This is a genomic window from Acidobacteriota bacterium (assembly GCA_016716715.1).
Classification (GTDB): domain Bacteria; phylum Acidobacteriota; class Thermoanaerobaculia; order UBA5066; family UBA5066; genus Fen-183.
This window is the reverse complement of sequence record JADJVE010000002.1, coordinates 433,458-446,705: the sequence shown is the minus strand read 5'-3', so window position 1 is coordinate 446,705 and position 13,248 is coordinate 433,458. Positions and strand designations below refer to the sequence as shown.

General features: G+C 69.5%; 11 protein-coding genes, 1 tRNA gene and 5 pseudogenes. 8 read left to right on the top strand and 9 right to left on the bottom strand.

Annotated elements, in window-relative coordinates:
- The first annotated feature begins 2 nt into the window (after window positions 1-2).
- From IPL89_04485 to IPL89_04475, 3 genes are all read left to right on the top strand, one after another.
- Complete coding sequence (locus IPL89_04485) at window positions 3-461, top strand: hypothetical protein (GenBank protein MBK9062436.1); 459 nt, start codon at window positions 3-5, stop codon at window positions 459-461.
- Window positions 458-754 (top strand): hypothetical protein, encoded by a 297-nt coding sequence (locus IPL89_04480; protein MBK9062435.1) that lies wholly within the window; start codon window positions 458-460, stop codon window positions 752-754. The genes IPL89_04485 and IPL89_04480 overlap by 4 nt, the downstream gene beginning before the upstream one ends.
- A gap of 222 nt (window positions 755-976) precedes the next feature.
- A complete protein-coding gene (locus tag IPL89_04475) occupies window positions 977-1,444 on the top strand; it encodes a hypothetical protein (GenBank protein ID MBK9062434.1) in 468 nt (155 codons plus the stop codon).
- A gap of 1,142 nt (window positions 1,445-2,586) precedes the next feature.
- On the opposite strand, the pseudogene ndk reads toward IPL89_04475, so the two are convergent.
- The 4 genes and pseudogenes from ndk to sucC all read right to left on the bottom strand — a co-directional run bounded on the left by ndk (window position 2,587) and on the right by sucC (window position 6,057).
- A pseudogene (gene ndk, locus IPL89_04470) lies at window positions 2,587-2,999 on the bottom strand (nucleoside-diphosphate kinase).
- A 39-nt stretch (window positions 3,000-3,038) separates the two neighbouring features.
- The gene (locus IPL89_04465; protein ID MBK9062433.1) at window positions 3,039-3,911 is read right to left on the bottom strand and encodes a PIG-L family deacetylase; all 873 of its coding nucleotides are present in this window, start codon (window positions 3,909-3,911) and stop codon (window positions 3,039-3,041) included.
- A 5-nt stretch (window positions 3,912-3,916) separates the two neighbouring features.
- A pseudogene (gene sucD, locus IPL89_04460) lies at window positions 3,917-4,910 on the bottom strand (succinate--CoA ligase subunit alpha).
- Window positions 4,907-6,057: pseudogene (gene sucC, locus IPL89_04455) on the bottom strand (ADP-forming succinate--CoA ligase subunit beta). Before sucC ends, sucD begins: the two co-directional pseudogenes overlap by 4 nt.
- A gap of 766 nt (window positions 6,058-6,823) precedes the next feature.
- Between sucC and IPL89_04450 the strand changes: the two are divergent.
- Window positions 6,824-7,360: a hypothetical protein gene (locus IPL89_04450; GenBank protein MBK9062432.1), complete on the top strand. Its 537-nt coding sequence runs from the start codon at window positions 6,824-6,826 to the stop codon at window positions 7,358-7,360.
- Window positions 7,361-7,511: 151 nt separating this feature from the next.
- On the opposite strand, the pseudogene IPL89_04445 reads toward IPL89_04450, so the two are convergent.
- Together IPL89_04445 and IPL89_04440 are read right to left on the bottom strand one after the other, a co-directional pair.
- Window positions 7,512-8,486: pseudogene (locus IPL89_04445) on the bottom strand (methyltransferase domain-containing protein).
- Window positions 8,444-8,725 (bottom strand): hypothetical protein, encoded by a 282-nt coding sequence (locus IPL89_04440; GenBank protein MBK9062431.1) that lies wholly within the window; start codon window positions 8,723-8,725, stop codon window positions 8,444-8,446. Before IPL89_04440 ends, IPL89_04445 begins: the two are co-directional and overlap by 43 nt.
- A gap of 52 nt (window positions 8,726-8,777) precedes the next feature.
- Here IPL89_04440 and IPL89_04435 point away from each other — a divergent pair, with 52 nt between their 5' ends.
- Together IPL89_04435 and IPL89_04430 are read left to right on the top strand one after the other, a co-directional pair.
- On the top strand, window positions 8,778-9,446 hold the full coding sequence (locus IPL89_04435; protein MBK9062430.1) for a histidine phosphatase family protein: 669 nt from the start codon (window positions 8,778-8,780) through the stop codon (window positions 9,444-9,446).
- A complete protein-coding gene (locus tag IPL89_04430; protein ID MBK9062429.1) occupies window positions 9,443-9,994 on the top strand; it encodes a hypothetical protein in 552 nt (183 codons plus the stop codon). Before IPL89_04435 ends, IPL89_04430 begins: the two co-directional genes overlap by 4 nt.
- On the opposite strand, the pseudogene IPL89_04425 reads toward IPL89_04430, so the two are convergent.
- The 3 genes and pseudogenes from IPL89_04425 to IPL89_04415 all read right to left on the bottom strand — a co-directional run bounded on the left by IPL89_04425 (window position 9,890) and on the right by IPL89_04415 (window position 12,077).
- Window positions 9,890-10,327: pseudogene (locus IPL89_04425) on the bottom strand (TVP38/TMEM64 family protein). The gene IPL89_04430 and the pseudogene IPL89_04425 overlap by 105 nt on opposite strands.
- A gap of 344 nt (window positions 10,328-10,671) precedes the next feature.
- The gene (locus IPL89_04420; protein MBK9062428.1) at window positions 10,672-11,016 is read right to left on the bottom strand and encodes a hypothetical protein; all 345 of its coding nucleotides are present in this window, start codon (window positions 11,014-11,016) and stop codon (window positions 10,672-10,674) included.
- 281 nt (window positions 11,017-11,297) lie between these two features.
- Window positions 11,298-12,077 (bottom strand): FAD-dependent oxidoreductase, encoded by a 780-nt coding sequence (locus IPL89_04415; protein ID MBK9062427.1) that lies wholly within the window; start codon window positions 12,075-12,077, stop codon window positions 11,298-11,300.
- Window positions 12,078-12,141: 64 nt separating this feature from the next.
- On the opposite strand from IPL89_04415, the gene IPL89_04410 reads away from it, so the two are divergent.
- Both IPL89_04410 and IPL89_04405 read left to right on the top strand, forming a co-directional pair.
- Window positions 12,142-12,216 (top strand) — tRNA-Val (locus IPL89_04410).
- Between the two features lie 294 nt (window positions 12,217-12,510).
- Window positions 12,511-12,894: a hypothetical protein gene (locus IPL89_04405; GenBank protein MBK9062426.1), complete on the top strand. Its 384-nt coding sequence runs from the start codon at window positions 12,511-12,513 to the stop codon at window positions 12,892-12,894.
- Window positions 12,895-13,248 lie beyond the last annotated feature (354 nt).

Here is a 13,248-nt window from a genome sequence, read left to right as displayed (position 1 = left end):
CCGTGTCGCGACCGCCCTCAAGGTGCTCTACGAGGACGACGACGCGATCGCGGTCTGGCCGTCCGGCCTCCTCCGCACCCGACCGAGGCGAAGGAGAAGGACACGCTCTGCGCGCGCGTCTCGACGTACGTCCAGCGGCACGGGGTGGCGCGCGGACGTACGTGTCCATCGTTCACCGTCTCGACAAGGAGACGTCCGGCATCCTCGTCTTCGCGCGCAGCCGCCGCGGCCTGATCGGAATGCAGGCGCAGCTCGCGCGCACACGATGGACCGGCAGCCTACCGCGCGGTCGTCGAGGGCGACCTCACGGGGGACGCCGGCACCTTCGACAAGGACCTCGTGGCCGAGCCGGGCGAGCGGCGCCGCGGCGTCGAAGGCCGGCGAGACGGCCTGAAGGCGATCACGGAGTGGACAGTGCTCGAGCGCTTCGGGATCCGCGACGCTCGTCGAGGCACGCCTGAAGACCGGCCGCACGCACCAGATCCGCATCCACTTCGCGAACGCAGGGTACGTCCTCGTGGGCGACTCCGTACCGCGACCGCAAGGCCGCCGTTCCCCGTCCCGTTCCCGCGTGAGGCGCTCCACGCCGGGCACCTCGGGTGGAAGACCGAGGAAGGCAAGGCGGTCTCGCTGGACGCGCGACCCCTCGGGCGACTTCCTCAAGCTGCTCGATGATTTGAGGAAGAGTGGCCAAGAAAGAAGAAGCAAGAGGAAAGAGCAGAGAAGATTTTTAGAAAAGAATACACCCTTCTAAGAATCAGCGGGCCCCCCCGTAAGGAGGGCCCGCTGCAGAATCTTCCGGTCCTTCTTTCCCTGGTTTCTCTACTCGAGGACGACGATCACGACGCGGCGGTTCTTGGAGCGGCCGAGCGCGGTCTTGTTCGTCTCGACGGGGAGCGTGCGCCGTGGGAGATCGTCGACATGCGGCCCAGCGGACTTGTGCGCCCGGGCGAGGTAACGGCGGACGGCTAGGCGCGTGCTGGCCGAGCTGGTCGTTGTAGTCCGTGCCGCCCGTGTCGTCCGTGGCCCCTGGATCTCGAGGTACACGCCCCTTGTCGAGCAGGAGGACCTTCTGCGCGAACTCGTCGAGCGCGGATTTCGCTTCCTTCGTCAGCTCGAAGGAGTGACCTTCAAGCGGACGCGGTCCGGCGAACGACTGCTAAAGACGATCTTGCCTTCGCGAGGACACGGGCTTCCTGGGCGCGGGCGAGCGCGTCCTGGCCGACTGGCCGAGCTGCTCGATCTGCTTGCCCTGCTCGTCGACCTTGCCCGAGGTGGCCTTCTGGCCCTCCTGGAGCTGCTCGACCTGCGTCTCGACCGACTCGATCCTCTTTGCTCGGTCTTGGTCTGCGACTCGGCGATCTTCTTGTCGATGTCGGTCGTCGTCGCGCAACCGACGAGCGACAGGGGCCGACGGCGCGGCCGCGGAGAGAGAGTGACGTGAACCTTCATGAGTCCTCCTTGTTCCATTGTTCAGCCGCCCTTCAGTGGGCGCGCAGCGTGCCGTCAGCCGACCCTCACGCGGACGGGTCTTGCGGGCCTGAAAGTCGTAATGAGTGCGTCGGTAGCGGACCGGCCCCGCGCCCGTGGGCGTGAACCCCACGAGGTACTGCGTGCGCAGGTCCTTCGACGCGTGCGATCGTGGCCGGCCGCTGCGTGGGTTCGTCGACGATCGAGAGCCCTGGAGTTGGGCGCGCGACGTGCGCAAGGATGTCGAGAGGTTGGCGTCCCTTCCGGGCGTCACGCTCGGGCTGCGGGACGAGGCGGCGCGCCGGGAGAGCGCAGGCCGATCGGATAAGCCAGGCACGTCGACGCCCTCGAGGAGCGTCGCGCGGTCGTCTCGCGTGAGCTCGGAGGCGTGAAGTCGGTCCCGTCGGTGAGAAGGATGATCGCGCGCGACCCGTTCCCGCCCGGAGCAGCGTGCGGTCGGGCATCCGGGCGAGCGCGTCGGCGTAGAACGCGGTGCGCCCATGGGGCGTCACGGGCGTCGACGGCCGCGAGGAGCCCTCGCGGTATCCGGTGAAGGGGCACGATTTCGCGGACGGCCCCCGAAGAGAAGGCGTAGAGCGAGGTCGTCGCCCGGCAGCCTGCTCGACGGGCGCGCGCTCACCGCGGCGCGGGCGCCGCCCATCTTGCCGACGGTCCCATGGAGCCCGAACTGTCGAGAAGGATCGTGAACGGACGGGCGCGTCGTCGCTCCTCGAGAAGAGGTCCGTCCTGGACGGGCTGTCTGCTCCACGAGGAGCTGCGACATCCTTTTCCTTTGCAGGCGTCCGCGACCGGCTTTCCCTTCAGGTCCGTGAGGACAAAAGGCACCATTACGTAGCCGACGGAGACCGAACTGGTCGTTTTTGCCGGCGTGGAGACCTGCGCCGACACCCCGGCGCCCAGCATCAAGGCGGGCGCGAGGAGCATCTGAGAAGCGGAAGTCTCTGTATCAGCATGGTTTCGGGCGCCGGATGGAGGCTGTCCAATGGGGAGTGTCGGGGGAGTGTCGGCGCCTTTCTGCGATGTGAAAAGCAAAGGGGCCGCCAGCGGCGGCCCCGAAGAATCAGAAGTGTGACGCGCGTTACAACGCGTCGTGTTTCAGAGCAGATCGATGGCGGGGAAGAAGAACGTCACTTCGCGGGCCGCGTCGGCGGGGTTCGCCGAGCCGTGCACCGCGTTGCGCTCGATCGACTGCCCGAACTCCTTGCGGATCGTGCCGGCGTCGGCCTTGCCCGGGTCCGTCGCGCCCATCGTGGCGCGCCAGTGGGCGACGCCATTGTCGCGCTCGAGGACGGCGACGTAGACGGGCCCGACGTCATGTAGGCGACGAGGAGCGGAGAAGCGCCCTTGGCCGCGTGCTCTCCGTAGAACGACTCGGCTTCGGCCTTCGTGATGTTGTGGCGTTTGAAGGCGACGACCCGGAAGCCCTCCGCTTCGATGCGCGAGAGGATCTTCCCGGCGTTCTTCGACTCGACGGCGTCAGGCTTGATGATGGCGAATGTTTTTTCCATGCGGCCGCGGAGTATACGCGGGCGGCCGGCCCCGCGGCGCTACGGGCAGCCCGACACGGGGTGCCGGAGGATCGTCGCCGCCGGCGCGAGGAAGACGGCGCGGTCGCTCTCGGGAACGTGCGCGACGGCCGCCCGCCACGCGGCGTCGAACTGGCTCGGGTGGCGCTCCATGTCGGATTCGATCGCGCTCCAGGCGGGGCCGGCCGTCGCCGCGAGCGGCGCGTTCGCGTCGAAACGGATCGTTCCCGGCGCCGCAGGCGCGAAGTGAAACGCGACCGCCTCCGTGTCGATCTCCAGGCGGGTCTCGAGGAGGTAGACGGCGGGCGGCGCGCTCAGGAGCGACACAGCCTCCAGCGTGAGATCTCCGATGGCGCGGTGGTCCGGGTGACAGGTCGTCCCGTGGCGCGGGTCGAACGTGAGGACGATCTCGGGCGCCTCCGCGCGGATGAACGCGGCGAGCGTCGCGGCGAGGTCGTCCCCCTGCGGCGTGCGGGGCGCCCACGAAGGGGACTCGCCGCCGCCGCCGTCCGGCAGCGACAGGAGGATCAGATCCGCGCCGAAGAGCTCCGCCGATGCCGCCGCCTCTGCGCTCCGGACAGTCGCGAGGTCGGGCGGGCAGCCCGCCGGAGGAGGGCACGGGCCCCTCTCGCCGCGTGTCGCGACCAGGAAGGAGCAGCGCGCCCGGCCGTCGCGGCACCAGCGCGCGAGGAGCGGCGCCGCGATCGCTTCGTCGTCGGGGTGGGCGCCGATCCACATCACGGATGTCGGGGCCGGGACGTGCGACGGGATCGGCGCCGGGGAGAACGGTACGGGAGCGGGCGAAGCGGGGTGCGGGCGGTCCTGCGCAAAGGCCGCAGGCGCGACCCACAGGATCGCGGCGGCCAGAACCGATACCCGAACCGAGATGCACATCCTCTTCAAGGTAGTGCCGGCTGGACGATGCGGCCCACGGAGAACGAAAAGGGGCGCCCGGAGGCGCCCCTGAGAATCCGGGTTCGAGCCGGGACTACTTGCCGAGCGCCTTCTTCAGCGTCTCGCCCATGAGCGCGCGGGGAGTCGGCGACGTGGACGCCGGCCGCCCGCAGCGCGTCGACCTTCTCGGCCGCCGTGCCCCCTTCCCCGCCCGAGATGATCGCGCCGGCGTGGCCCATGCGGCGGCCGGGAGGGGGCCGTCCGGCCCGCGATGAACGACACGACGGGCTTCTTGAGGTTCGCCTTGATCCAGGCCGCGGCCTCTTCCTCTGCGCGCTGCCGCCGATCTCGCCGATCATGATCACGGCCTTCGTCTCGGGGTCGTCGCGGAAGAGCTCCAGCGTGTCGATGAAGTTCGTGCCGTTGATCGGGTCGCCGCCGATGCCGATGCAGATCGACTGCCCGAAGCCGAGCGCGGTCGTCTGGCCGACGGCCTCGTAGGTGAGCGTTCCCGAGCGGCTGACGACGCCGATGGGGCCGACCTTGTGGATGTGCCCCGGCATGATGCCGATCTTGACCTTGGCGGAGGGGCGGATGATGCCGGGGGCAGTTCGGCCCGATGAGACGCGGCTCGCGCCCGGCCGGCGCCCCTGGCGAGGCTCCTTCGCCTTGATCATGTCGTTGACGGGAACGCCCTCGGTGATCGCGACGATGAGCGCGACGCCCGCGTCGGACGCTTCCATGATCGCGTCCGCGCAGGCCGGCGGCGGCACGAAGCACCATCGAAGCGTTCGCGCCGGTCGCGTGACGGCGGCGGCCACGGAGTCGAACACGGGGATGCCGTCGACGGCGGTGCCGCCCCTTGCCGGGCGTGACGCCCGCGACGACCTTCGTGCCGTAGTCGCGGCTCGCGAGCGCGTGGAAGCGGCCCTCGCGGCCCGTGGGGGCCCTGCACCACGAGCTTCGTGTCCTGCGAGATCCAGTTCGCGCCCATGTCAGGCCGCCTTTCCGAGCGACGCGATGACCTTCTCGGCCGCGTCCTTCATGCCGTCGGCGGGGATGACCGCGAGGCCGGAGCTCTTGAGAATCGCCTTCCCTCCTCGACGTTCGTGCCCTCGAGGCGCACGACGACAGGGACCTTGATGCCGATCTCTTTCACGGCGTTCACGACGCCGGTCGCGATGATGTCGCACCGCATGATGCCGCCGAAGATGTTGATGAGGACGGCCTTCACGTTCGCGTCGGACAGGATGATCCGCATCGCGTTCTTGACCTGCTCCTCGTTCGCGCCGCCGCCGACGTCCAGGAAGTTCGCGGCTTGCCGCCCGCGTGCTGGATGATGTCCATCGTCGCCATCGCCAGACCCGCGCCATTGACCAGGCAGGCGATGCTGCCGTCGAGCTTGATGTAGATTGAGGCCGAACTTGAGGCCTCGACCTCGAAGGGATCCTCCTCGTCGAGGTCTGGGGCTCGCGGATCGCCGTGTGGCGGAAGACGCGTTGTCGTCGAAGTTCATCTTCGCGTCCAGCGCGAGGACGTCGCCCGTCCCGTGTGAGGAGGTTGATCTCGGCGAGCGACGCGTCGGTCGCGACGTACGCCTTCGCGAGCGCGATCAGGAAGCCGACGGCCTTCTTGTGCGTCTCGCCCGTGAGGCCGAGCGCGTCCACAGCTTCCGCGCTGGTAGGGCTGCAGGCCCCGACAGCTCGAACGGCTCCTTGACGATGGCGCCGGTATTTCGCAATGGCGACCTCGATCTCCATGCCGCCTGCTTGCTCACCATCATGACCGGCTTGCCGATCCCGCGGTCGAGCATGATCCCGATGTAAAGCTCTAGGGCGATGTCCAGGACCCTCCTCGACGAGATCTTCTTGACCTTCTGCCCGGCCGGGCCCGTCTCGTGGGTGACGAGCTCCATCCCGAGGATCTTGCGGCCTAGGGCCTCCGCCTCCTCGGGGCTCTTCGCGAGCTTGACGCCGCCGCCCTTGCCGCGGCCTCCCGCGTGAACCTGCGCCTTGACGACGGCGCGCCCGCCGAACTCTTTCGCGATCCGTCCCGCCTCTTCCGGCGAGTCCGTGACGCGGCCGCGGGGGGTGGCGACGCCGAACCCGCGGAGAACTTCTTTCGCTTGGTATTCGTGAATTTTCATGGCGACCGCGGACAGTATCAGAAGGAATCGGGGGCGCTCCATGAGTAAACTGATTCATGCGCTTCGCCCTCCTCCTGTACCTCCTCGCCGCCGCTCCGTCCGCCTTCGGGCAGGCCCCGGGCGCGGGGGCAGGTCCGAGGACGTCTCGGTCCTCCCGGCGGCCGCGGCGGCCGACATCGCGCGGCAGGTCGCCGCGGAGCTCAGACTGGCCGACTTCGCCGCCCTCGAGTCGCGTTTCGACGAGCGGATGAAGGCGGCGCTGCCCGACGCGGCCCTGCGCGTCTTCTGGGCCGACACGCTGAAGCGCGCCGGCGCCCTGCGCGGCTGCGCGGAGCCCCGGACGTCGTTCGCGGGCGAGTTCACGCTCGCGTTCGCGGCCTGCGTTCGAGAAGCAGAAGGCCGAGTTGCGGCTCACGATCCGCCCCGACGGCGCCCTCGCCGGGCTGTTCCTCGCTCCCGGAGTCGGCCGCGAGAGCCGAGTGGAAGGCGCCGGACTACGTGACGCCCGCGGCGTTCACCGAGCGGGAAACCTCCGTCGCCGCGGGCCGTGACGCTGCCGGCGACGCTCTCGATGCCGAAGGGCGAGGGCCGTTCCCGGCGTCGTCCTCGACCAAGCCGCTTGCCGCACGACCACGCGACGAGACCGTCGGCGGACGCGCGTGTTCCAGGATCTCGCGCAGGGTCTCGCGTCGCGCGGGATCGCCGGTCCTCCGGTACGAGAAGCGGACGAAGGCGCGTACGCGAAGGACTCGCGGGCACGCGCGACATGACGCTCAAGGACGAGGGGGTCCTCGACGACGCGGTTGCCGCGCTCGGCGTCCTGCGCGCGGCGCCGGGTGTCGACGCGGCGAAGGTCTTCCTGCTCGGCCACAGCCTCGGCGGGCTCCTCGCGCCGCGGATCGCGCTCCTCGACAACCGGACGCCTGGCGATCCTCCTCGCGGCGCTGTCGCGCCTGATGTCGCAGGTCGTGAAGACCAGGTCGAGGCCCCTCGGGTCCGGCAGGCGAGCGACGCGCAGAAGGCCACGTGTCCCGGCGCCACCACGCCGCGAGGCCGACGCGCTCGCGGACCTCTACGCGGAGGCCCGATGGCGCCAGGGAACGGCCACGATCTTCGGCGCCCCGCCGTCCTACTGGCTCGAGTTGAAGTCCCAGACCCCGGCGCTCGCTATCCGGGGCTCGGCATCCCCGTCCTCGTCCTGCAGGGCGGACGCGATTACCAGGTGAGCATGAAGGACTTCGCCGGCTGGCAACGCGCGCTGAAGGACGTGTCGCGGACGGCATTCCGGTCGTACCGAAGCTGAAACCACCTGTTCGTGGCGGGCGAGGGCCGAGCGCACCTGCCGAGCGACGAGAAGCGCGGGCACGTGGACCGCGACGTCGTCGAGGACGTCGCGTATTTCGTGGACCGCGGCGCTCTGCGCCCGGCGGCGAAGAAGAAGAAGAGCTGAGCGGCTACGCGCGCGCGACGAGCGCGCCCACGAAGAACTTCGGGAAGCGCGCGGCGACGGCGTCGACGTCCGGCAGGACCTACGCCGTGGAGCCCCGCGGCGGCGAAGGACGCGCGCCACGCGGCCGGCGACAGGAACCCGTGGTTCGACGCAGCACGGGGTCCAGCGTCACGTTCGTGAAGCTCGCCAGGAAATTGAAGACGAAATCGACGTAGGACGGCGGCGGGTGCGCGCCCGGCTTCACGCATTCCGAGACGACGACGACGCCTCCCGGCTTCAGGGCGGCCTTCGCCTCGGCGAGGACGAAGCCGAGGTCGGGCGCCACGTGGAAGCAGTTCACGGAGTAGACGGCGTCGAACGTGCCGGAACGACGCCCTGCTCGGCCCAGGTCATGTCGAGCTTTGAGGCCTCGACGAGCGTCCCCGGCGCCGCCGGCGGCGCGGGCGGCGCGGTCGCCCCGGCGCGCGAACGTCGGCACGAGCTCCGTGAAGCGCCAGCGCGCCACGCGCGTCCCGGAGCCGGAGAGCGCGGCCTCCGTGGCGCTCCCGCAGCCGCCGCCGATCCAGGATCTCGGCGCCCGACGCGGGGAGCACGCGCGTGAGCGCTTCCCGGCGCCGAGCGTGTTGTTGATGGCATAGAGGATGTTCGCGTTCGAGAAGTACCGGATCCAGAGCGGCAGCCGCGCCGGGGAGAACAGGATCTCCTCGCCCGTCTTCTCGCCGCGGAGGAACGCGGCGCCCTCGTCCGCAAGCAGGGAGACGATCTCGGCGCCGACGGCCGCGTCCGGCTCCGCGGCCGCGAGCTCGGCGGCAAGGGACCCGACCGCGCCGGGCTGCGCCCCGGTCGGGGATAAGGCGTATGAAGATTTTCTTAGAAGGTTAATAGGGGCCGGGGCGCCGGGACTCGCCGGGGCCTCACCCGCCGCGCCGCGCTCACTCACCCTTCTAAGAAATCCCGCGTCCACGAGCTTCTCGACCATGTACCGGAGCGCGGGGCGGGCGCTCGGGGTATTGGAGCAAGAAGATCCTCTTCGTCTCTCTCCTCCCGGTCTGGCCAAGGGAGGGCGCCGATGTCTCCCAGGAGCTTCCAGCACGCCGCGTCCACGAGGGCGTCGTAGATCTCCGTCGCGACCAGAAAGCGCTCCGTGAAGAGCGCGCGGATCGCCGCGTCGTCGAGTGCGGCCGAGACGAGCGGGAAGTCGCGGGCGGAGCGGGTCATCAGGGGCCGGATGGTAGGCGAGCGCGGCTCCGGCATAGAATCCGCCGCCAACATGCTGATCCGGCTCGAGTGGCACGGCGAGAGCGAAGGCAACTTCGCCGGCTCCCTGCAAGGCTCGCGTTTCGACACGCCGCTCGGCCCGCGGGCGGCGCCAGGCCGAGGCGCTCGCGGTCCGGCTCGCGAAAGAGGCCCTCGACGCCGCGTGGGCGAGCCCGCTGGGTGCGGGCGCGCGAGACGGCGGCCTCGTCGCGGCCCGCACGGCCTCCCGCTCTCGATCGACGCGGACCTCATGGAGTTCGACTGGGGTGTCTGGTCGGGGCGGCCGTTCGACGGCGTCCTCGATCAGGAAGTCTCGGCCGTGCGCGCGCGCTGGCGGGCGGGGGAGACGGACCTCGCCCCGTCGGGCGGCGAGTCCCCGGCGATGGCCGCGACGAGGGTCGAACGGTTTCCTCGGCCGCCTGAGGCGGCCGATCCGCACGCGCCGCTCGTCGTGGCCCACGGGCGGTTCAACCGCATCCTCATGGCCCTGCTCCTCGGCCGCCCCCTCTCGAGGATGGACGAAATCCGGCAGCGAAACGGCTCCTCGGTTTTCGGAATGGGACGGGACCGCGCCGGCGCCGATCCTTCTCGACGACGTCAGCCACATCCCCGGCACGATCCAGACCGACTCGATCCTGTCGGACAGCGTCAAGTAGACCCCGTGAAAAAGGAGAATTCGTGAAGAAGACCGTCCTCGCCGCAACCCTGATCCTCGGAGCCGCGCTCACCGCCGCCGCGTCGGACCAGAGCAACAAGCCGTCCACGGGCCCGACGGCGACGGGCGCCACCCAGAACCCGCAGACGATGATCCAGACGCCGTTCAAAGTGTGGCCGGACGGCAACTGGATCTTCGTCGTGAACTACGGGAACGCCGACTGGACGAGCGCCCTGGACGTGTGGGCGACGTGCAAGCCGGTCGCGCCGACAGCGTCGTGCGGTCCGAACTTCGCGTCGGGGAAATATCACGCCGGACACTTCGCCATCGGGCAGTTCCCGAAGGGCCACGGCAACGCCCTGATCAAGGCTCCGCGAACGCTCAGCAGGTTCCGGGCCGGGCTGGGTCGCCGTCTTCATGGGGCCCCCTACGGTTCATTCAAGGTCACGGCGACGGCCGCGAACAACACCTCACCCGAGACGGACGTCACGCTCGCCGCGCCGGTGTCGCCGATCGGCGTGAATCCGGCCACGCTCCAGCTCGCACCGACGAAGACGCCGGTGAGGAAGCCCTAGGTCTCGCCGACGCCCGCGCCCCTGATCGCCTTCGAAGCGACGCGCGCGACGAAGATCGAGACGAGGACGGCGGAGGCACGGCGCCGCCGATCTGGAGCGCCTTCTTCGTCGCGTCCGTTCCGCCCGAGGCGGCGGTGCCAGCGGCGGCTCCGAGGTACACAGTAGGTGAACGCCGGGGATCATCCCGACGAATGACGCCAGGACGTACGGGAGCGTGCGCACGCCCGTGAGCCCGAACGCGTAGTTGATGTACGTGAACGGGAAGACCGGGGAGAGCCGCACGAGGGCAGACGATCTTCGCGCCCTCCTTCGTGATCGCCTGGTCCAGCGCCGCGAACTTCGCGTTGCCCGCCGTCATCTTCGATCCTGTTTCGGAGGACCGACTTCGCGAGGAGGAACGAGGAGCGTGGCGCTTCCAGCGTCGCGCCCGCGAGGACGACAGCGGTGCCGGTCCCGAGGCCGTAGACCGCTCCGGCCCCGAGCGTGAGGATCGACGCGGGGACGAAGAGTGGACAGCAGACCGCGTGGACGAGAGGGGCGAAGAGGATCCACCCGATCGGCCCGAGGCCCACGACCCAGACCTGGAAGCTCCGAAGCAGCTCCTGCACGCGGCTACCGCCTCAGGAACGCGGCGAGCTTCACGAGCAGAGCCTTGCGTCCCGGCGTGAGCGACGTCTTCAGCGCGTCCCGCGACGGCGCCGTGGATTTCGGAGAGCGACGGGTAAGCGTGGATGACGGAGCCGAGCGCCGAGAGAGGAGTCCGTTCTTCGCGAGGACGACCTCGCCGAGAGGTCGCCCGCGTGGGGGTGGACGATCGCGGCGCCCAGGATCCGGCCCTTCGGGTCCACGACGGCCTTCATGAAGTTCGCGCCGCCGGTGCCGTCGCAGATCGCGGTCGTTGTGCGCGAAACCGGCGCGGAAAACTCGGTGCGGAATACACCTGCGCCTTCCGCGTCCTCCTCCGAGAGGCCCACGCGTGCGATCTCGGGGTCCGTGTACGTGATCCACGGCGTATTCGCCACGTCGCATTTCGCGAGCGCGACGGGGAGAGCGTGTTCTTAGGACGATCCCCGCCTGGTAGCCGGCCCAGTGCGTGAACAGGTACGGGCCCGCGACGTCGCCGATCGCCCAGACGGACGGGACGTTCGTCCGGCATTTCGCGTCCGTCACGACGCCCTTCTCCGAGAACGCGACGCCCGCGGACTCGAGGGCCGAGGCCGCCCAACGTTCGGGCGGCGGCCGGCGGCGACGAGGATCGCGTCGGTCTCCACGTCGAACGTCGTCCCGTCCTTCTTCTTGACGTTCACGACCTTCCGCGCCGCCGCGCCCGGCGACCGACGATGCCGAGGACCCGTCGTGGATCACGAACCGCGCCTCCCCCGCAGGCCCGCCGCGAGGACGGCCGCGACGTCGGCGTCCTCCTTCGGGCAGATGTGCGCGAAGACGACACGATCGTGACGTCGGAGCCGAGCCGGCGGAATGCCTGGCCGAGCTCGACGCCGATCGGGCCGCCGCCCATCACGAGGAGGCGCTTCGGGAGCGCGCGGAGGTCGAAGACGCTCTCGTTCGTGAGGAACCCGGCCTCGGCGAGGCCGGGGATGCGCGGGACGCGCGGGCGCGAGCCCGTCGCGACGACGATGTGCCGGCCCCACACGGTCGTGCCGTTCACCTCGACCTCGTGGGCCGACTTCAGGCGCCCCGTGCCGAGGAGGACGTCGACGCCGAGGCTTCCGAAGCGCTCGACGCAGTCGTTTGGAGCGATTTCCGCCTGCGCCGAGCGCACCCAGTCCATGACAGGGGCCAGGTCCTGCGGGCCGGGATCGGAAATTCCGCGGATGCCGAATCGCGCCGCGCGGCGCGCGGCGTGGGCGGCCTTCGCGGCGGCGAGGAGAGCCTTCGAGGGAACGCAGCCGTACTGCAGGCAGTCGCCGCCCATGCCCTGGACGGGCGCCCGGCCCACCGGCTCGTAGGGAAGGACGTGCTTCTCGACGAGCGCGACGCGCGCTCCGAGGCCCGCGCCGCCGGCGGCGACGACGAGGCCGCCGGAACCGCCTCCGATCACGACGAGGTTGTAGCGTTCCATTGCGTCTCCCAGGGTATGTGCCGGATGCGCCGGTTTGTTCCGCCTCGCCGCGTAAGATGAAGGCGGGAGGTTAGCTCAGCGGTAGAGCGTCTGCTTTACACGCAGCAGGTCATCGGTTCGATCCCGATACCTCCCACCAGCCATCTCGTTTGCGTCCTGCGAGATGGCGACCCCGCCCGTCGCGCTCGTGATGCCGTTCGTGGTGACGAGTTGACGGGAGGAGTTCACGGCGCTCGATTGATTGGCGCGGTCGAGTGCCTCTGCGGCCTTGCGGATGGCTTCCTCGGAAGGCCGCGCGTACCGCTCGCTCATCCGCGTCGTCGTGTGCGCCGCCCTTAGAGAACCCCAGCGTAAACTGAGCGAAAATCTGCCCTGAGGAGTCCACCATGGCGCTCGTGAAGTGCCCGGCCTGCGGTCGAGAAGGGACTCGCGGATGAGAAGGACCCGCACCGCGCTCTCCCTTGCGCTCTTCGTCAGCGGCCTCTCACTTCTTGACGGCTGTTACACGCCGGTGTTCTCGGCAGCCAGCAGTCCGAAGACGTTCACGGGTACCGGCGGCGTGTCGCACAGCTTGGATGGTGTTGAGGTCTGGACATTCGGTTCCCCCGAACGCCCCTTCCAGATCATCGGGTGGCTTTATGACGAGCGCCAAAACGGGGCCATTTCGACGAACACGTTCGAGCTGAATATCGCCGAGGCCGCGAAGAAGGCGGGCGGCAACGGCGTCATCCTCCTCAGATCCGATACACAGCTGCGCTACTACAACTACAACTCTCTGGCAGTGTTCCGGTATCTCCCGTTCCCGAAAAACCGCTGACCGTTGTCTCCGGAATGAACGTCGATCTCGACCACGCGCCTCGCCTACCAGCGCACAGACCGCGGCTGCATCGTCTCGCTGTTCGAGGGGAGACGTTCGCTGCGCGACGATGGCGGAAACTGGCTGCGCGGGCCGGTCCCGAGGCCGACTCCACCATGTTGCTCACGGCGATCAGCGACGCGGTCGAGCGATACAGGCCGGAGAGCGAGGCGGTCGTCTTGATCGAGAGCGAGAAGGGCTTCGAGGTCTCCATCGGTCTGTTCGTCCTCCCGGTTGCCCGGCGGGGGCTCCATGGAGTTCACGGACGAGTTCACGGGGGCCGTCTGGAGTGGTTCGCGGTCATCCGCAGGCGCA